General features: G+C 72.9%; 21 protein-coding genes. 6 read left to right on the top strand and 15 right to left on the bottom strand.

All coding sequences use genetic code 11. The annotated features are described in order from the left end of the window. Window positions 1–74: 74 nt before the first annotated feature. From V6R91_RS10625 to V6R91_RS10645, 5 genes are all read right to left on the bottom strand, one after another. Entirely contained in the window at window positions 75–1,967 is a 1,893-nt protein-coding gene (locus V6R91_RS10625) for an endonuclease/exonuclease/phosphatase family protein (RefSeq protein ID WP_336395402.1), read from the bottom strand. A gap of 109 nt (window positions 1,968–2,076) precedes the next feature. Next, entirely contained in the window at window positions 2,077–2,484 is a 408-nt protein-coding gene (locus V6R91_RS10630) for a PIN domain-containing protein (protein WP_336395403.1), read from the bottom strand. After that, window positions 2,481–2,759, bottom strand: coding sequence for an AbrB/MazE/SpoVT family DNA-binding domain-containing protein (locus V6R91_RS10635; protein ID WP_067250582.1), 279 nt, complete (start codon window positions 2,757–2,759; stop codon window positions 2,481–2,483). Before V6R91_RS10635 ends, V6R91_RS10630 begins: the two co-directional genes overlap by 4 nt. A 177-nt stretch (window positions 2,760–2,936) precedes the next feature. Further along, the gene (locus V6R91_RS10640; RefSeq protein ID WP_442928115.1) at window positions 2,937–3,596 is read right to left on the bottom strand and encodes a response regulator; all 660 of its coding nucleotides are present in this window, start codon (window positions 3,594–3,596) and stop codon (window positions 2,937–2,939) included. Window positions 3,597–3,640: 44 nt separating this feature from the next. Further along, window positions 3,641–4,915 (bottom strand): sensor histidine kinase, encoded by a 1,275-nt coding sequence (locus V6R91_RS10645; protein WP_336395404.1) that lies wholly within the window; start codon window positions 4,913–4,915, stop codon window positions 3,641–3,643. 333 nt (window positions 4,916–5,248) lie between these two features. On the opposite strand from V6R91_RS10645, the gene V6R91_RS10650 reads away from it, so the two are divergent. The 3 genes from V6R91_RS10650 to V6R91_RS10660 are packed head-to-tail and all read left to right on the top strand — an operon-like array spanning window position 5,249 to window position 7,054. Then, window positions 5,249–5,698, top strand: a complete 450-nt coding sequence (locus V6R91_RS10650) for a VOC family protein (protein ID WP_067250520.1) — start codon at window positions 5,249–5,251, stop codon at window positions 5,696–5,698. 1 nt (window position 5,699) lies between these two features. Then, complete coding sequence (locus V6R91_RS10655; protein WP_336395405.1) at window positions 5,700–6,431, top strand: winged helix-turn-helix transcriptional regulator; 732 nt, start codon at window positions 5,700–5,702, stop codon at window positions 6,429–6,431. Next, window positions 6,428–7,054 carry a dihydrofolate reductase family protein gene (locus V6R91_RS10660; RefSeq protein WP_336395406.1) on the top strand — a complete coding sequence of 209 codons (627 nt, stop codon included), beginning with the start codon at window positions 6,428–6,430 and terminating at the stop codon, window positions 7,052–7,054. Before V6R91_RS10655 ends, V6R91_RS10660 begins: the two co-directional genes overlap by 4 nt. Window positions 7,055–7,204: 150 nt before the next feature. Here V6R91_RS10660 and V6R91_RS10665 read toward each other — a convergent pair whose 3' ends face one another. The 5 genes from V6R91_RS10665 to V6R91_RS10685 form a co-directional block, all read right to left on the bottom strand. After that, on the bottom strand, window positions 7,205–8,047 hold the full coding sequence (locus tag V6R91_RS10665) for an HAD family hydrolase (RefSeq protein WP_336395531.1): 843 nt from the start codon (window positions 8,045–8,047) through the stop codon (window positions 7,205–7,207). 5 nt (window positions 8,048–8,052) lie between these two features. After that, window positions 8,053–8,901, bottom strand: coding sequence for an exodeoxyribonuclease III (locus V6R91_RS10670; RefSeq protein ID WP_336395407.1), 849 nt, complete (start codon window positions 8,899–8,901; stop codon window positions 8,053–8,055). A gap of 52 nt (window positions 8,902–8,953) precedes the next feature. Next, a complete protein-coding gene (locus tag V6R91_RS10675; RefSeq protein ID WP_336395408.1) occupies window positions 8,954–11,131 on the bottom strand; it encodes a malate synthase G in 2,178 nt (725 codons plus the stop codon). Next, a complete protein-coding gene (locus V6R91_RS10680) occupies window positions 11,128–11,559 on the bottom strand; it encodes a GlcG/HbpS family heme-binding protein (protein WP_271061117.1) in 432 nt (143 codons plus the stop codon). Before V6R91_RS10680 ends, V6R91_RS10675 begins: the two co-directional genes overlap by 4 nt. 133 nt (window positions 11,560–11,692) lie before the next feature. After that, window positions 11,693–12,235 (bottom strand): YbhB/YbcL family Raf kinase inhibitor-like protein, encoded by a 543-nt coding sequence (locus tag V6R91_RS10685; protein ID WP_271061118.1) that lies wholly within the window; start codon window positions 12,233–12,235, stop codon window positions 11,693–11,695. Window positions 12,236–12,436: 201 nt separating this feature from the next. Between V6R91_RS10685 and pyrE the strand changes: the two genes are divergently transcribed. Genes pyrE through V6R91_RS10700 form a run of 3 tightly spaced genes read left to right on the top strand, consistent with a single transcriptional unit; the run spans window position 12,437 to window position 15,115 of the window. After that, the gene (pyrE, locus tag V6R91_RS10690; RefSeq protein ID WP_067243894.1) at window positions 12,437–13,015 is read left to right on the top strand and encodes an orotate phosphoribosyltransferase; all 579 of its coding nucleotides are present in this window, start codon (window positions 12,437–12,439) and stop codon (window positions 13,013–13,015) included. Beyond that, entirely contained in the window at window positions 13,012–13,935 is a 924-nt protein-coding gene (locus V6R91_RS10695) for an ROK family protein (RefSeq protein ID WP_271061120.1), read from the top strand. The genes pyrE and V6R91_RS10695 overlap by 4 nt, the downstream gene beginning before the upstream one ends. A gap of 19 nt (window positions 13,936–13,954) precedes the next feature. Further along, window positions 13,955–15,115 carry an anhydro-N-acetylmuramic acid kinase gene (locus V6R91_RS10700; protein WP_336395409.1) on the top strand — a complete coding sequence of 387 codons (1,161 nt, stop codon included), beginning with the start codon at window positions 13,955–13,957 and terminating at the stop codon, window positions 15,113–15,115. Between the two features lie 39 nt (window positions 15,116–15,154). On the opposite strand, the gene V6R91_RS10705 is transcribed toward V6R91_RS10700, so the two are convergent. The 5 genes from V6R91_RS10705 to V6R91_RS10725 all read right to left on the bottom strand — a co-directional run bounded on the left by V6R91_RS10705 (window position 15,155) and on the right by V6R91_RS10725 (window position 17,696). Continuing rightward, a complete protein-coding gene (locus V6R91_RS10705; RefSeq protein WP_336395410.1) occupies window positions 15,155–15,538 on the bottom strand; it encodes a hypothetical protein in 384 nt (127 codons plus the stop codon). A gap of 146 nt (window positions 15,539–15,684) precedes the next feature. Further along, window positions 15,685–15,837, bottom strand: coding sequence for a hypothetical protein (locus V6R91_RS10710; RefSeq protein WP_169797653.1), 153 nt, complete (start codon window positions 15,835–15,837; stop codon window positions 15,685–15,687). A gap of 3 nt (window positions 15,838–15,840) precedes the next feature. Continuing rightward, window positions 15,841–16,662 (bottom strand): HAD-IIA family hydrolase, encoded by an 822-nt coding sequence (locus V6R91_RS10715; RefSeq protein WP_271061124.1) that lies wholly within the window; start codon window positions 16,660–16,662, stop codon window positions 15,841–15,843. A gap of 48 nt (window positions 16,663–16,710) precedes the next feature. After that, window positions 16,711–17,337 carry a metal-dependent transcriptional regulator gene (locus tag V6R91_RS10720; protein WP_336395411.1) on the bottom strand — a complete coding sequence of 209 codons (627 nt, stop codon included), beginning with the start codon at window positions 17,335–17,337 and terminating at the stop codon, window positions 16,711–16,713. Between the two features lie 38 nt (window positions 17,338–17,375). Further along, window positions 17,376–17,696 (bottom strand): hypothetical protein, encoded by a 321-nt coding sequence (locus tag V6R91_RS10725; RefSeq protein ID WP_067243902.1) that lies wholly within the window; start codon window positions 17,694–17,696, stop codon window positions 17,376–17,378. Window positions 17,697–17,764: the final 68 nt, after the last annotated feature.

The following is a 17,764-nucleotide window of genomic DNA, read 5'->3' on the forward strand; positions in this document are numbered from 1 at the left end:
AGGAAGGCGTCGGTCCGGCGGCATCCCCCGCAGGACGGACGCGTGCCCTCCTCCCCGGGACGGAGACCGCGGGATCAACGGAAGGCGGCGACGATCATCCGGTGATCCGACAGGGTCGAGGCGATCACCTCGGCGCGCACCGCGACCATCCCGCGGGCGAGGAGATGGTCGATCTCCTCGGCGGGGTCGTCGGCGGGCGAGGTGGCTGCGGGGCGGACGTCCTCCAGCGCGTCCCCGGCGCCCGAAGCGAGCAGGGTCCGCCACGCGTCCGATCCGGGCGTCGTGTTGAGGTCGCCGCCGCCGATCACCGCGCCGGGCGCGTCCCGGATCGCGTCCGCGAGGATCGCCGCCTGCCGTCCGGTGGCGTCGAGCTCGTTCGCATCGGGCTGGAGGTGCGTCGAGAGGATCCGCACGGGCTCTCCGCGCCACGTCACGGTCGCCGCCGTGAGACCCGCGCCGGTGAGCGCATCGAACAGCGGGTACTTCGTGGACGACGGATCGGACAGGGGCAGCGACGTGAGGATCGCGTCGCCCCAGACCTGGTCGGCGGCCGGTCCGAAGACGGCCTGCATGCTGAGCATCCGGGCGAGGATCATCAGCTCGTCCTGCCCGCCGTTGAGGAGCCATCCCCGGTCCACCTCGCTGAGGAGGACGACCTGTGCGCCGCTGCGGCGGATCTGGGCGGCCACGTCGCCGGGGCGGAAGACGCCGTCGATCCCGTACCCCATGCGGAGGTTGTAGGCGGCGACGACGAGCTCGTCCGAGGCGGCGGCCTCGCGCGCGACCGGCAGCGTGGGGAGCGTGAGGGGCGGGCCGACGAGCGCGGTCACGGCGGCCACGACGGTCGCCGCCCCGACCCCGGCGACGGCCCGGGCGCCCGAGTCGTCGATCCGGCGTTCTGAGGCACGGATGTCCTCGTCGTCGGCGGATCCGCCGGACCGGTACGCGACGCACCAGAGCGCGAAGACGGCTGCGGCGGCCACGAGCACGAGATCGGCGCGATAACCGAGGTCGTACCCGGCGTAGTAGGCGAAGAACAGGGCGGTCCAGACGATCGCGCCCGTTCCGGCCGCGAGGGCGGTGCGACGGGGAGACCGGCCGTGGCCCGCGAAGAGCAGCAGGCGCGCGGCGGCCGCCGGTCCCACGACGACGGCGGCGAGGGACCATATCGGCAGCGCCCCGTCCGCGCCGTCGCGGACGGCCTCGGGCAGCAGCGACAGCGCGACGGCTCCGGGAAGGAGCACCGCTGCCGCCCACGGGCGCCGACGCGGGGCGGGCAGGAGCGCCGCGACCGCCGCGGCACCGCTCCCGACCACCGCGGCGACCGGGCCCCAGAGCGGATCGGCGACCGAGGCGCGTCCGACGTTCGCGAGGGCGAGGAGGACCAGCAGGAGCATCGGGAGCAGGAGGAGGGCGCTGCGCGCGGCGACCGCCGGATCCCCGGGCTCCTCCGTGACCCGGCCGGACGCGCGTACGGCGAACGCGACCACGGTCGCCTGGAGGACGAGGACCGCGTACGCGGCGGCGTCGTCCCGCCACACCGCGCCGAAGCTTCCCAGGGCGGCATGCACCGTCGTGGCGACCGCGATGCCGAGGAAGACGCTCGGGATCAGCCGGCGCCCGAGGGCCCCGGCCGCCAGGCACAGCGCGGCGACGGCGAGGGCGACGCCCAGGGAGCTGCCGTAGAGCTGCACGTCCCCGCCGCCCGGGACGATCTGCACCCCGATGCGGACGACGAGCGCGGCGACGAGGAGCCCCGCCGCGAGCCGGGGCGCGGGACCGCGGACGACGGCGAGCAGCACGAGCGGCGCCGCCATCACCGCCAGGGCGTAGGCGCCCATGATCTCCGGCGGCGTCTCCGCCGCCCGGCCGAAAAGGGTGATGAGCGAGGGTGTCCACACCCGCCAGAGGTCGGTGAGGAGCCAGGCCGCGGCGAGGCCGATCGTGCTGAGCGACGTCCTTGTCATGCCGCCGATTCTGGCCCGCCCCGCCGACCGGGTCCAGAGGGCCGACGGCCGGTGCCCGGTGACGCGTGCGCCTTCCGGCACCCGGTCAGGCGAGGCCGAGACGGTGCGGCTAGGAGCCGATCAGTCGCCACCCCATGCTCTGAGCCGCTCCCCGGTCGAACGTCACCGCCTCGATCGCGCCGAACTGCTGGAAGGTCGTCTGGATGAGGGCGTCCGCGAGGTCGGCGCCGTCCCCGGCGAGGTCGAGTGCCCGGACGACGCCCTCTCCGTCCTCGAACTCGAAGACCTCGATCTCGACCAACCGCCGGATCGCGGTGAGGCAGTCGCTGCGGGGGATGCGGTACGCGCGACGCAACACCCAGTACAGCTCGGCCAGCGTCACCGTGGTGACGAAGCCGGGTCTCTCCGCCGTCAACGACTCGATCACCTCGGCGGCCGCCTCGAACTGCTGTTCGTCGTCGCGGACCAGATATCGGACGATCACGTTCGTATCGAGCCCGACGAGCCCGTCGATCATGCCGATCCGGTCCACGCTGCCAGACCCCGCAACCCGCTCGCCGAACCCTCGTCCGAGATCGCCGCGTTCATCTCCTCGACGGATACGGTGCTCCGCCCGCTGGCGTGCAGGACGCCGGCGAGCTCTTTGACGCTCCGATTGCGGGGGACCAGTGCCACCCGCCCCCCCGGCAACGGGGCGAAGAGGACCCGGTCGCCCGGCGCGAGCCCCAGCCCGTCGCGGATCGCCTTGGGAATGGTGATCTGCCCCTTGCTCGTCATCGTTGCCACCGCCATGACACTCCCTTCCCTCCGACGATCGTACAGATCGTCAGAGGGAACATCCAGGGGTAAGGAGATCGGTGTTCCTCCTTACTTCGTTGGGCGACTCTGACGTGGCTTCGCCCTCCCGGTGCCCTGTACCCGGTGCCCGGTACCCGGTGCCCGGTGACGCGTGCGCCTTCCGGCGCCCGGTCAGGCGAGGCCGAGACGGTGCGCGATGACCACGGCCTGCACGCGGTCGCGGGCGCCGAGCTTCTGCAGGATCCGGGAGACATGGGTCTTCACGGTGGCCTCGCCGATGAAGAGCTCGGCGGCGATCTCCGCGTTGCTCCAGGCCTCGGCGACCAGCCGCAGCACGTCGGCCTCGCGGTCGGTCAGCGGGTCGGCGATCGTCGCCGCGGGCAGCGCCGGTGTCGGATTCGTGCCCGGGGCCGCGTACGAGGGGAGCGCAGGCTCTGCCGGGCTCCCGGCGAAGCGGCGGAGCACCCGCCGGGTCACCTCCGGGGCGAGCATGCCGTCCCCCGCCGCCAGGGCGCGGACGGCGGCCAGCAGCTCCTCGGGCCCGGCGTTCTTCAAGAGGAATCCGCTCGCACCGGCCTCCAGCGCCGTGAAGAGGTAGTCGTCGCGGTCGAAGGTCGTCACGATGGCGATGGCGGCGCGGATCTCGGGATCCGCGACGATGCGTCGGGTCGCCTCCAGCCCGTCCATGTCGGGCATCTGCACGTCCATGCAGATCACGTCGGGTCGCAGCGCCGAGGCCTGCGCGACCGCCTCGGTCCCCGTCGACGCCTCGCCGACCACGGTGATGTCCGGCTGCAGATCCAGAATGGTCCGGAAACCCGCGCGGAGCATCGCGTGGTCGTCCACGAGCAGGACGCGGGTGGGGGCGGGATCGGTCACGAGGCGTCTCCGGTCATCGCGGCGGTCGGGGCGGCCGCGGAGAGCGGCACGGTCGCGCGGACCCGGAAGCCCCCGTTCGTCCGGGGCGTGAGCTCGATCGAGCCGCCCGAGGCCAGGGCGCGCTCGCGCATGCCGAGCTGGCCGAGGCCGGGACGCAGGCCCGTCACCACGCGGCCCGTGTTGACGACCTCGAGCTCCACGGCGGTCCCCGTGTAGCGGATCCGCACGTCGGCGCGCGCATCCGGCCCCGCATGACGGCGGGCGTTCGTGAGGGACTCCTGGGCGATGCGGTAGAGGTTGACCGCGGTGACGGACGGGACGGGCGCCGGCTCGCCGATCACCGCGTAGTCGGTGGGAAGGCCCGATCCGGTCGAGCGGGCGGCGAGGTCGGCGATGTCGTCGAGCGTCACCGTGGACGGCGGTTCCTCCGCGTCCCCGGGCGCACGCAGCGTCTCCAGGAGCTGGCGGAAGTCGCGGATCGCGTCCCGCGCCGAGGACTCGATCCCGCCCAGGATCTGCCGTGCCCGTGCGGGGTCCTGATCGATCACCATCCGGGCCGCCCCCGCCTGCACGCCCATGACCGACACGTGGTGGGCGACGACGTCGTGCAGCTCGCGGGCGATCCGGACCCGGTCCAGGGCCACCGCCTGGGCCGCCGTGACCTCTCGCTCGCGCTCCAGCTCCCTGGTGCGCTGCTCCAGCGCGGCGCGCTGGGCGGCCGCCGACCAGGAGCGCTCGCCGAAGTAGTAGGCGCCGCCGAAGTACAGCGCGTTGAGCAGGATCTGCAGCATCATGAACGCCAGGTACGGGGAGAGGAAGCCGGCGACGACCTCCGCCTCCTCCGCCTGCGTGATGGCGTCCCGATACATGACGATGAGCAGCCACACCGCCATCCCGAAGATGATCGTCGCGCGCACGAGGAACGCCGCCCGGCGGGCGTTCATCCATGCGCCGACCGTGTAGATGGCGATGAACATCGCGATGTTGCCGACGTAGACCTCGGGGACGCGGAAGGTCACCGCCACGAAGTACGCGACGGACACGATCACGGCCACGACGGCGGGCCAGCGGCGGCGGACGGCGAGCGGCGCGGCGATCGCGAGGACGTACGGCAGCGCGGTCCACGGCTCGCCCTGTTCGTCGCCGTACACCTGCGCGATGGTCGAGAGGCCGGCGCTGATGATCCCGCCCACGAACATGATCCCGGCGAGCAGGATGTCGCCGCGGAGCTCGCGCTCCGTGGGGGTGCGGGTGAAGCCGGCCTCGACCATCCCTCCACCGTAGGACGCGGCGCCCGCACCGGCATCCCCCGCGCGACGGACCCGGGACGCGCCGCCGCGCCGCCGCGCCGCCGCGCGCGTCCGCAGCGCGAGATCAGGCGTCCGCGCGGAATCAGGCAGGAGCGGGCGCTCGCCGCCTGATCCTGCGCGTTCGCCTGATCCTGCGTTCGCCTGATCCCGCGTTCGCCTGATCCCGCGCGTGCCCGCTCGGCGACGTCCCGCGCCTGCGCTGGCGGAGGGCTCTTGACAGCGGAACTTGTTTTTTGCAAGTATCGCCTTTGCGGGGCGGATCGCCTCGCACCTCACCGCACAAAGGAGTCGGTCGTGACCAAGATCTTCGTCAACCTGCCCACGTCGGATCTCGAGCGCAGCAAGGCGTTCTACACCGCGCTCGGATGCGAGATCAATCCGCTGTTCACGGATGAGAACGCGGCCTGCGTCGTCTGGAGCGACGACGTGTTCTTCATGGTGCTCACCCGCGAGTACTTCGCGACCTTCACCGACAAGCCCGTGCTCGACCCTCGCGAGGGGGCGCAGGTGCTCATCGCGTTGAGCCGTGACTCCCGCGAAGAAGTGGACGAGACCATCGCCCGTGGCGTGGCCGCGGGGGGCAGCGAGCCGAACGAGGCGAAGGACTACGGCTTCATGTACTCGCGCGACCTCGAGGATCCCGACGGCAACGGCATGGAGTTCGTCTACATGGCCCCCGAGGCCGCGGAGCAGGGGCCGGACGCGTTCCTCGCCGACCAGGACGGCGCTGCAGCGTCGGCCTGACATGGCGGCACGGAGCTACGGCCAGTACTGCGGGGTGACGACGGCCGTCGAACTGATCGGGGAGCGGTGGGCGCTGCTCATCGTCCGCGATCTGCTCGTCGGCCCCCGGCGCTACACGGACCTCAAGCAGGGCCTGCCGCGCATTCCCACCAACATCCTGTCCACGCGCCTCAAGGATCTGCAGGAGGGCGGCGTCGTGCGCCGGGTACCGCTGCGCAACTGCGGGCTGGTGTACGAGCTCACCCCCTACGGCCGCGAGTTGGAACCGGTGATCCTCGGCCTCGGAAGGTGGGGGTTCCAGGCGATGGGGGATCCGCAGGAGGGCGATGTCGTGACCCCCGACTCCCTGACGATGGCCCTGCGCACCGCGTTCCGTCCCGACGAGGCCGTCGACGGGGACTACGAGCTGCACGTCGGCGACGTCGCTCTCCGTGTGCGGGTGCACGCGGGCAGGCTGTCGGTCGTGCAGCTGGCCCCGCCGGCGCCGCCCGTGGGCGGGGCGCTTCCCGACGGCGAGGCCGACGCGCTGATCGTCGCCGGTCCCGGCATCCGCCGACTGATCGCGCGGGAGGTCACTCCCGCCGAGGCGATCGACCAGGATCTCCTGGCCGTCGTCCGCGGCGACGTCTCCGCGCTCGCTGACTTCGCCCGGACCTTCCACATCCCGCCGATCCCCGCCCGGAGTGCGGGGGCCGGCTCGTCCGAACCAGAGCTGCAAGGGAGCACATCATGACCGGACGCATCATCATCGACCTGTTCACCACCCTCGACGGCGTCGCCCAGGCCCCGGGCGGGCCCGAGGAGGATCCGACCGACGGGTTCCGGTTCGGGGGCTGGCAGGCGGGAGTCCCCAGCGAAGCGGTTGGCCGGAGCGTGATGAAGGGCATGGAGACCCTCGACGCCCTGCTGCTGGGGCGACGCACGTACGACATCTTCGCGGGCTACTGGCCGCACCACACCACCGGCCCGGAGGGGGCGATCGGGCAGCTCTTCGACCGGGTGCCGAAGTACGTCGCCTCCCGCGACGCGGACATCGTCCTGGACTGGCAGGGAAGCTCCCGCGTGGGTGCGGACCTGGCCGCCGAGCTGGCGGCGCTGCGCGAACGGCACCAGGACGTGCACGTGATCGGCAGCATCGACTTCGCGCAGACGCTCCTCGCCGAGCGCCTCTACGACGAACTGCAGCTGTGGGTCTATCCCATCGTCCTGGGTCAGGGGAAGAAGGTGTTCCCCGAAGGCGCCGCCCCGGCGAACCTGCGCCTGCTGCACGCGGAGAGCGGCGACAACGGCACGCTCTCGCTCCGGTACGCGCCCGGCGCCCCCGGCGAGCCGGAGACGGGCGTCATGGGGGAGTGACCCGCGTCGTCCGGGTGTGCCCGCGCACGCCGGACCATCGCGCGAGCTCAGGCCATCGCGCGGCATCAGGCAGAAAGCGCGGCCCCGCGCCTGAACTCGCGCGATCGCCTGACGCCGGGGGCGGGGGCGGAGGCCGCGCGGAGCCGCGGGTCAGGCGACGAGGCGCTCGATCACGCGGGCGACGCCGTCGTCGTCGTTGCCGGGGGCGACCTCGTCGGCCGCCTCGCGCAGGACGTCGATCGCATTGGCGACGGCCACCCCGTGCCCGGCCCACTCCAGCATCTCCAGGTCGTTGAGGCCGTCGCCGAAGGCCACGACCTCCTCCCGCGCGATCCCGAGACGCGTGCACAGCTGGGCGAGGCCCGTGGCCTTGGTGACGCCCTCCGCCATGACCTCCACGAAGGGCGCACCGGACAACGTCGCCTCGAAGCCCGACAGGCCGAGGCCGCGCAGGGTGGCGAAGATCTCCGCGATCGGCACCTCGGGATGCCGGATCACGAGTTTCAGGCTCGGTGCCGACAGCACGTCCGCGAGAGGGACCCCGATCATGTCCCGCGGATCGCGCTTGTGGTCGCTCAGGCGCGCGAGCGCGGCGTAGCCCTCCTGCGTGACGAAGCCCTCGCCGGCCTCACGGACGCTGGCGAACAGGAGCCCGGGGATCGCCTGCGACAGCGCCTCGGCGAGCTCCTGCTGCACCGTGGCCGGGATCTCCTGGGCGAACAGGACCTCGCCGGTCACGAGGTGGATGCCGTACGCGCCGTTGCCGCACAGCGCCCACGCGTCGAAGGCGGCGTCCGCGGCGAGCTGGCGCAGGCCGATCGGCTGACGGGCCGTGACGGGGACGACGTGCACGCCGGCGGCGCGGGCCCGGTCGAGCGCCGCACGCGTGCGCCGGGTGACGGTGCCCGCCGCGTCCAGGAGCGTGCCGTCCAGGTCCGTCGCGATCAGGCGAACGGGCGCCGTGCGCGGCGCCGCGGAGGACGAGGCGGGCATCGTCGTCACGCGAAGATCATCGGCAGGTCGTCGTCCGCGTCCGCCGTCGTGCCGAGGTCGAGGTCGACGACCACGGGCACGTGGTCGCTCGGCTGCTCGCCCTTGCGCTCGTCGCGGTGGATCGACGCGCCGGTGACCGCGTCGGTGAACGGCTGCGAGCCGAGGACGAAGTCGATCCGGATGCCCTCGTTGCGGGGGAACTTCAGTCGCTGGTAGTCCCAGTACGTATAGCCGGTCGGAAGGAGGGGACGGACGACATCCTGCACCCCGGCGGTCTCCAGGGCGAAGAAGGCGGCGCGCTCCTCCGGCGAGACATGCGTCGAGCGCCCGACCACGATGTCGGGATCGCCGTTGTCGTCGTCGAAGGGGATGATGTTGAAGTCGCCCACCAGCGCGAGGGGCTGCGCCGGGTTCGCGGCGATCTCCGCGGCGGTCGCCTGGCGCAGCGCCTCCAGCCAGTGCAGCTTGTAGGTGAGGTGCGGGTCGCCGAGAGAGCGCCCGTTGGGCACGTACAGGCTCCACACGCGCACGCCGCCGACGGTCGCCCCGAGCGCCCGCGCCTCCAGCGGAGCGTCCGGGCCGTCATGCCCCTTCGCGAACCCGGGCATGCCGGCGAACGCGGTCGAGACGTCCGTGATCGGCTCGCGGCTGACGATCGCGACGCCGTTCCACTGGTTCAGTCCGTGCGCCTCGACGTGGTAGCCCGCGTCCTCGAACGGGCCGTAGGGGAACTGCTCCGGCTTGCACTTGATCTCCTGCAGCGCGAGCACGTCGATGTCCTCACGGACGACGAAGTCGACGGCGCGGGCCACGCGCGTGCGGATCGAGTTGATGTTCCAGGTCGCCAGACGCATGCGTCCAGCCTAGTTTCGGTCGCGGACATCCCCGGACCGCCGGCGGGCGCGGTCAGCGCTGCTGCTGCTGCGCCTTCTTCTCCCGCCGCAGACCGTGCAGCAGCGGCTCGGTGTAGCCGCTCGGCTGGTCCGCCCCCTCCAGGATCAGGCGGCGAGCCGCGGTGTAGGCGATGCCGGGCACCGCCCCGTCCGGGAAGGCGAGCGGCTCGTAGGCCGGGTCGCCGGCGTTCTGCTCGTCGACCACCTCCGCCAGCCGGCGCAGGCTCTCATCCACCTGCTCCGGCGTGATGACGCCGTGCAGGAGCCAGTTGGCCAGCAGCTGGCTGGAGATGCGCAGGGTCGCGCGGTCCTCCATCAGGCCGGTGCCGTGGATGTCGGGGACCTTGGAGACGCCGATCCCCTGGTCGATCCAGCGCACGACGTATCCGAGGATCGACTGCACGTTGTTGTCGAGCTCCTCCGCCACCACGTCCGCGGTGAGCACGCCCTCTCCCGCGAGCGGCGGGACGAGGAGCCGGTCCAGCGCGTCCTCGCCGACCGGCGGAAGCGTCGCGCGCACGGCGAACGGATCCACCTGGTGATAGTGCAGGGCGTGCAGGGTGGCCGCGGTGGGCGACGGCACCCACGCGGTGGACGCCCCGGACAGCGGATGGGCGATCTTCTTCTCCAGCATCGCCCGCATGAGGTCCGGCTCCGCCCACATGCCCTTGCCGATCTGCGCGTGCCCGTCCAGTCCCGAGGCGACCCCGATCGCGACGTTGCGATCCTCGTACGCCTGCATGAACGGCTGCGCCTTGATCGCGGCCTTGGGGAGGAACGGGCCGGCGTGCAGGGAGGTGTGGATCTCGTCCCCGGTGCGGTCGAGGAAGCCGGTGTTGATGAAGACCACCCGGTCGGACGCGGCGGCGATCGCGGCGGTGAGGTTCGCCGACGTGCGCCGTTCCTCGTCCATGATCCCGATCTTCAGGGTGCGTGCCCGCAGCCCCAGCACCTCCTCGACGCGGCCGAACAGCTCGACGGCGAACGCGACCTCCTCGGGGCCGTGCATCTTCGGCTTCACGATGTACATCGATCCGGTCCGGGAGTTGCGCCCGGCGTCCGGTCCCTCCAGATCCGGCAGGGCGCCGAGCGCGGTCATCACCGCGTCGAGGATCCCCTCGAACACCGGCTCGCCGTCCCGGTCGAGCACGGCGTCGGTGCGCATCAGGTGGCCGACGTTGCGGATGAACAGCACCGCCCGGCCGGGGAGGGTGACCTCGTCGCCCGCCGCCGTGCGGTACGTGCGGTCCGCGGCCAGGGCGCGGGTGAAGGTGCGGCCGTCCTTGGTCACCGTCTCGGTGAGCGTGCCGTCCATGAAGCCGCGCCAGTTGCGGTAGCCGAGCGCCTTGTCCTCGGCGTCCACCGCGGCGACCGAGTCCTCCAGGTCGAGGATGGTGGTGATCGCCGACTCCAGCAGGATGTCCTGGACGCCCGCGGGATCGGTGCGCCCGATCGACCCGTCCCTGTCGACGGCGATCTCGGCGTGCAGGCCGTGGTGGCGCAGCAGCACCGCGCGGGGCTCCTCGGGATCGCCGGCGAAGCCGACGAAGGCCGTGGCGTCGGCGAGGCGGCGCACGCCGTCGGCGGTCCGCACGGCCAGCCCCTCGTCGTCGACGGCATAGCCGGTGGCGTCGCGGTGCGAGCCGCCGGTGAGGGGCGCGATCGCGTCCAGCAGCTCCCGGCCCCGCGCGACCACCGCGGCCGCGCGGGCGGGGGTGAAGGCACGGCCGGGGGCGAGGTCGCCGGTCCGGTCGATCGCGTCCGTCCCGTAGAGGGCGTCGTAGAGGGATCCCCAACGGGCGTTGGCGGCGTTCAAGGCGAAGCGCGCGTTGAGGAGGGGCACCACGAGCTGCGGGCCGGCGAGGGTCGCGATCTCCGGATCCACGTCCTCGGTCGTCACGCCGACCGCGCCGGGGTCCGCCGCCAGGTAGCCGATGTCGGTGAGCAGGGCGCGGTAGGCGTCGCGGTCCGGGACGCCCGGGTGCGTGCGGTGGAAGTCGTCGATGCGGCGCTGCAGTTCGTCCCGGGTCCGCAGCAGGGCAGCGTTGCGGGGGCCGAGGTCGTGGACGATCGCGCTGACGCCGGCCCAGAAGGCCTCGGGGTCCCGTCCCGACGCGGTCAGCGACTCCTCGGCGAAGGCGGCGATCGGTGCGGCCACCGACAGGTCGGCGCGGGAGAGATACGAGGTCATGGTTCCGTTCCTTCCACCCGTGCGCCGAGACGGTGCAGGGTCTCGAGCGCGATCGCGGCGTCCTGCGCCGGGGTCCCCCCGGCGACGCCGAGCCCGCCGACGTGGTCGTCGCCGAAGACGATCGGCACTCCTCCGTCGATCGTAGTCAGCGCCCCGCCCGTGCCCAGCGGCAGGGCGACGGACAGGGCCTCGGGGATCTGCGCGGTGCGACGCCGGATCGAGGCCGCGGTCACGGCCTTGCGGCGACTGGTCTCGGCGCTGTGCGGGGTGGCGCCGTCGGCCATGCCGTAGGCGACGACGGTCATCGAGGGGTCGGCGACCGCGACGACCGCGCGCACCCCGTGGTCCGCGCCGATCTCCATGGCGAGCGAGACGGCGCGGGCAGCGGTCTCGTAGGTGATCGCGGCGATCTGACGGTGGGTGGACATGGCGTCTCCTCGGGTCGGTCCGGGCGGATCGGGTCAGCTTCCTGCAGATATCCACATAGCGAAGAAAAACTTTCGCACTATGAAATGATGCAGCAAACCGCGCCATCCGTCCAGAGCGAGGCGACGTGACGCGTCAGCGGTCCGCGGGGTCGCCCGTCCCGGTGAGGATGCCGCGTGCCAGCGTGTGGAAGTGGCGGTTGAACCCGAGGTACGCGGGCGTCTCGTCTCCCGTGAGCTCGATCGCCTCGACGTCCAGGGCGTCGACCACGAAGACGTAGCGGTGGACGCCGGTCCCCGCCGGCGGAGCCGCGCCGATGTAGCGGGGCAGGCGCGCCTCGTTGGGGAGCGTCACCGCGCCGACGGGAAGCGAGCCCGGCTCGCCGTCGCCCGCTCCCGCGGCGAGGGAGCGCAGATCGGCGGGGAGGTTCGCGACGGCCCAGTGCCAGTATCCGGTGCCGGTCGGGGCGTCCGGATCGAGGCAGGAGACCGCGAAGCTCTTCGTGCCGGCGGGCGGCTCGCCCCAGCTCAGCGCGGGCGAGCGGTCCTCTCCGCCGCGGGAGGCCGACCAGGCGCTGACCGGGAGCGGCGCGCCGTCGGCGAAGTCGGGGCTGGTCAGCGCCAGCGGGGCGAACTCGCGCAGGCGAGCGAGGGCGGCATAGGGATCGACGTCGAGCACGGCTGCTCCTCCTTCTGTGGCGTACGCGGGCCACGATAGGCGCTGGGCGGACGGCACGCCAGGCGGACAGCGGCGGCGCGTGGCGCGGATGCACGATCCCGATACGGGAGCACGGCGGATCCGCGGGAGCGATCCTGCATGCGTCCCCGGATCGTGCAGCTGTCCCGACTCCCGGGGCGTCCGGGAGGCCGCCGTAGACTGATGCCCGTGACGCTCAGCACCCCGGAACTCGAGGCCGACCGCCAGGCCCTGATCGCCCTGATCACGGCTGAGGCCGTCTTCCACGGCGACTTCACGCTCTCCAGCGGCAAGAAGGCGACCTATTACGTCGACATGCGTCGTCTCACGCTGGATCACCGCGCGGCGCCCGCGATCGGTCGGATCATGCGCGATCTCATCGCCGACCTCGACGTGGTCGCGGTGGGCGGGCTCACGCTCGGCGCGGATCCGATCGCCAACGCCGTCCTGCACGCCGCCGCCGACAGCGACCGTCCGCTGGACGCCTTCGTCGTGCGCAAGGAGCCCAAGGACCACGGGCGCGGACGCCAGATCGAGGGCGCCGAGGTGGCGGGACGCCGCGTGGTCGTGCTGGAGGACACCTCCACCACCGGCCAGTCCGCGCTCAAGGCGGTCGAGGTGCTGCGTCGTGAGGGCGCCGAGGTGGTGGCGGTCGCGGTGATCGTCGACCGCAAGACCGGCGCCCAGGCCGCGATCGAGGCCGCCGGGCTGGAGTGGCGCGCGGCCATCGACCTCGACGACCTCGGGCTCGACCCGCAGTGACCGCCTACGCCCTGGCCGTCGACGTCGGCGGCACCAAGCTCGAGGCGGCGCTCGTCGCCGCGGACGGCACCGTCGTCGACACGACGCGCACCCGCCGCCCGACCGGTCCGGACGCCACGCCCGACTCGCTCCGCGAGGCGCTGGACGCCGTCATCTCCGCGGCGCTCGCCGGACTCTCGTCCGGGGACGAGCTGCTCGGCGCCGGCGTGGGGAGCGCCGGACCGATCGATCGCGAGCGCGGTCTGATCCACCCGGTGAACATGCCGCGAGCCCGGGGCTTCGATCTCGCCGGCACCGTGCGCGACTCCGCCTCCGCCGTCCGCGGGGCACCGGTCCGCACGGCGTTCGGGCACGACGGCGGGTGCCTCGCGCTCGCCGAGTCCTGGCTCGGCGCGACCCAGGGGGCGGCCTCGTCGCTGTCGATCGTCGTGTCCACCGGCGTGGGCGGCGGCTTCGTGATGGGCGGGCGGTACCTGCCGGGCGCCACGGGCAACGCCGGTCACCTCGGGCAGGTGCACGCCGAGGGGTCGCTGACCCTGGAGGAGGTGGCCTCGGGGCCTGCGAGCGTGGCCTGGGCGCGTGCGCAGGGGTGGACGGGCGAACGCGGCGAGGACCTGGCGCGCGACGCCGCAGCCGGGGACCGGATCGCCCGGGCGGCGATCGAGCGTTCCGCCGCAGCGGTGGGAGCGGCGCTCGCCGACGCCTCGACGCTCGTCGACCTGGAGGTTGTCGCGATCGGCGGCGGGTTCTCCCGCGTGTCGGCGGACTACATCGACCTCGTCCAGCGGGCTGTCGCCGACACGGCGGCGCACGACTACTCCCGGCGCACCCGGGTCGTCCGATCGGGTCTCGAGGACGAGGGCCCGCTCATCGGTGCGGCCGCGCTGATCCTCCGCGCCGCCTCGGACGACGACCGATGAGGGCCGCAGGGAGGGGCCGGTGAGGGTCCTCGGGCTGCAGTCGGGCACGTCCCACGACGGGATCGACGCGGCCGTGGTCGCGTTCGAGCGGGACGGGACGCTCCTGCGCGGACGCGTGCTGCACACGACCGAGATCCCGTACGACCCGGTGCTGCGGCGGCGACTGATCGCCGCCCTGCCGCCGAACCCCACCACGCTCGCCGAGATCGCCGAGCTCGACACCCTCATCGGGCAGGCCTTCGCCGAGGTCGCCGCGGCGGCTGCGCAGGCCGTCGGGGGCGTGGACGCCGTCTGCTCGCACGGGCAGACCGTCTACCACTGGGTGGAGGGCAACGCCGCGCGGGGAACGCTGCAGGTCGGCCAGCCGGCGTGGATCGCCGAGCGTCTGGGCGTGCCCGTCGTGTCCGACGTGCGCATCCGCGACATCACCGCCGGCGGCAACGGCGCCCCGCTCGTGCCGTTCCTCGACGACCTGCTGCTGCGCGGACGGATCCGGCCCGCCGCCGCGCTCAACCTCGGCGGGATCGCGAACGTCACGATCGTCGGCGGAGAGGGCGACGTGCGCGGATACGACATCGGCCCGGCCAACGCCCTCATCGACGCGGTGATCGTCGCCGAGGGGCTGAACGATCGCGGCTACGACGAGGACGGCCGGATCGCCGCCGCCGGACACGTCGACGAGCGGCTGCTGGAGGCACTGCTGGCGGATCCGTACTACGACCTGCCGGCGCCGAAGAGCACGGGCAAGGAGCACTTCCACCTCGACTACGTGCGTCAGCACCTCGCGGCGCAGGAGCGTCCGATCCCCGTCGCCGACGTCGTCCGGACGCTCACCGAGCTCACGGTGCGCACCGTGGCCGCCGACATCCGCGAGGCCGGGGTGCGCTTCCTCGCGGTCTCCGGCGGCGGCTGCCGCAATCCGCAGGTCATGGACGGGCTGCGGGCCGCGCTGCCGGGGGCGGACGTGGTGCTCGCGGACGAGCTGGGCGCACCCGCGGACGCCAAGGAGGCGATCCTGTTCGCCCTCATCGGGTGGTGCACCATGAACGGCGTTCCCGCTGTGCTGCCCGAGGCGACGGGCGCCGCGGCCGCGCGGATCCTCGGCACGATCACGCCCGGCGACGGACCACTCCGGATGCCGGAGCCTGCGGAGCCGGTGTCGGGCCTGACGCTGACCTGACGCCGGCCCGCCGAGGCCCATCGGGTTCGGTCCGACGACTCAGTGCGTCGTCAGCAGTCGCCGCGGCGTGCCCTCGATCCGTGCGATCGCCACCCTGAGGTCCGTGGTCTCCGTCGTGAGCCGGTTCTCCAGGGCGTCGATGCGGGCGGTGAGCTTCTCTTCGACGGCGTCGATGCGGGCGGTGAGCTTCTCTTCGACGGCGTCGATGCGGGCGGTGAGCTTCTCTTCGACGGCGTCGATCCGGGCGGTGAGTCTCTCGTCGAGCGCGTCGATGCGCGCGTCCACCCGGTGCTCGAGGCGGGCGACGGCGGCGTCGATGCGTCGCACGCACCAGCCGAAGCCCGCGACCATGGCGACCCCGAACGTCACGACGACGCCGACGGCGCTCAGGACGACCGCGAAGATCTCCGGTGACACGTACACCCCTCCATTGTTGCTCGGTGGAAACTCGGTTCACCAGAGACCGTAGAGGCTCGTCGGGCGGGGCGGCGTGCCCTTCGCGCGGACCGTGGACAAGCCCGCAGCGGGCCGCCCTGGGGAGGACGAGCGTAACGCGGATCAGCTCGTCGTCAGCGCTTCTCGTCCTCGTCCCAGGGACCCTCCCACCACCCGCGCTGAGGCCCGGAGCCGCGGCGCGACCGCACGAACTGGACGATCAGGACGACGAGCGTCGTCAGGCCGATCACCAGCCCGACGAGGAGCAGGAGCGTGTGCTGCGACACGGGTCAGCCCTCCGAGGCCTCGTCCGCGGGACTCGCCGGGGCCTCGCCCGGAGCGGGGAGGAGATCGATGACTCCGCCCACGACCTCGTCCGGTCGGAACGGGTAGCGCTCGATCTCGCGGCGGTCGCTGATGCCCGTGAGGACCAGGACCGTGTGCAGGCCGGCCTCGATCCCGGCGACGATGTCGGTATCCATCCGGTCGCCGATCATGCCGGTGACCTTGGAGTGCGCGCCGATCTTGTTCAGCGCCGAGCGGAACATCATCGGGTTGGGCTTTCCGACGACGTACGGCTCGCGCCCGGTCGCCTTCGTGATGAGCGCCGCGATCGCCCCGGTCGCCGGCAGCGGCCCGTCGGCGCTCGGGCCCGTCGCGTCGGGATTGGTGACGATGAAGCGCGCGCCGCGCTCGATGAGCCGGATGGCCTTGGTGATCGCCTCGAACGAGTAGTTGCGGGTCTCGCCGACCACGACGAAGTCCGGGTTCGTCTCGGTCATGATGAACCCGGCCTCGTGCAGCGCCGTCAGGATGCCGGCCTCTCCGATCACGAACGCCGAGCCGCCGGGCTGCTGCTGCTTGAGGAAGTCCGCCGTGGCGAGCGCGGAGGTCCAGATCCGCTCCTCCGGCACGTGCAGTCCGCTGGCGCGCAGGCGCGCGGACAGGTCGCGCGCGGTGAAGATCGAGTTGTTCGTCAGGACGAGGTACGGGATCCCGTCGCGCTCCCATCCGGCGAGGAGGTCGGCGGCCCCGGGCAGCGCGTCGTTCTCATGGACGAGCACGCCGTCCATGTCGGTGAGCCAGCATTCGATCTCGGCGCGTTCGGACATGGGATCAGCCTAGAGCCGGCGGCTGGGCGCGTGCGATCCGCGTCGCCCTCAGGTGGTGAGCCAGACGATCGCCGCGCTGCCGTCCGGAAGCGCAGCCCCCTCCACGCGGGGGCCGTCGGGCGTGACCGCGACGGTGACGCCGACCGACACCCCGGCGTTCTCCAGCGCGCGCAGCAGCTCGGGATCGCGGTCGTCCACGCGCAGCACCCGGCCGACGTGACCGATGGCGGCGTCGGCGAGCAGGACGAACGGCGCGCGGTCGACGGTCCCTGCCGCGTCCGGGATCGCATCCCCGTGCGGATCGAACCGGGGTCGGCCGAGCCGCTCGTCGATGCCTTCGAGCAGGCGGTCGCTGATGGTGTGCTCCAGCACCTCGGCCTCGTCGTGGACCTCGTCCCAGGCGTAGCCGAACTCGCGGACGAGCCAGGTCTCGATGAGGCGGTGGCGCCGCAGCATCGCCAGCGCGCGCTGCTCGCCCTCCGGGGTGAGGCGCACGGCGCCGTAGGGGACGTGGGAGACGAGTCCGGCCGCGGCCAGCTTCTTGACCATCTCCGTGACGCTCGACGGCGCGATCCCCAGCTTGAGCGCGAGCTGCGACGGGGTGATCGGCGCGGCCTGCCACTCCGTGTGCGCGTACACGGTCTTCAGGTAGTCGTCGAACGCGGGGGAGGCCACGGATCCAGCCTACCGGCGGGCCGGTCCCGGCTTCCCGGTCAGCCGCCGAGGCGCGAGAGCGTCGCGAAGGCGACCTGTCCGGCGAAGAAGATGATCGCGAAACCGGCGATCGCCGCCAGCAGCCCCAGGCGGCCGTCGAAGTCGTTCACGCCGCGCATCCCGATCGCCCGCGCGCGGAAGGCGAGGAAGAGCGTGATCGCCCCGAGCGCCAGCTGCACCCAGGGACCGCCGACGGGCAGCAGCGACGGCACGGCGACGAGCAGCACCCCGAGAGCCGCCGTCCCGATCCCCGCCCACGTGCAGATCGCCACGGCGCGGCGGGCCGCGGAGTCGTCGGGGCGACGGGAGTCGGAGGGCATGGGACGAGCCTACCCGCGTCGGTAGCTCCGGGCCGCGCGGCCCGGAGCCGTCGCCGGCGACCGGTGAA

Source organism: Microbacterium sp. CCNWLW41 (assembly GCF_037083505.1).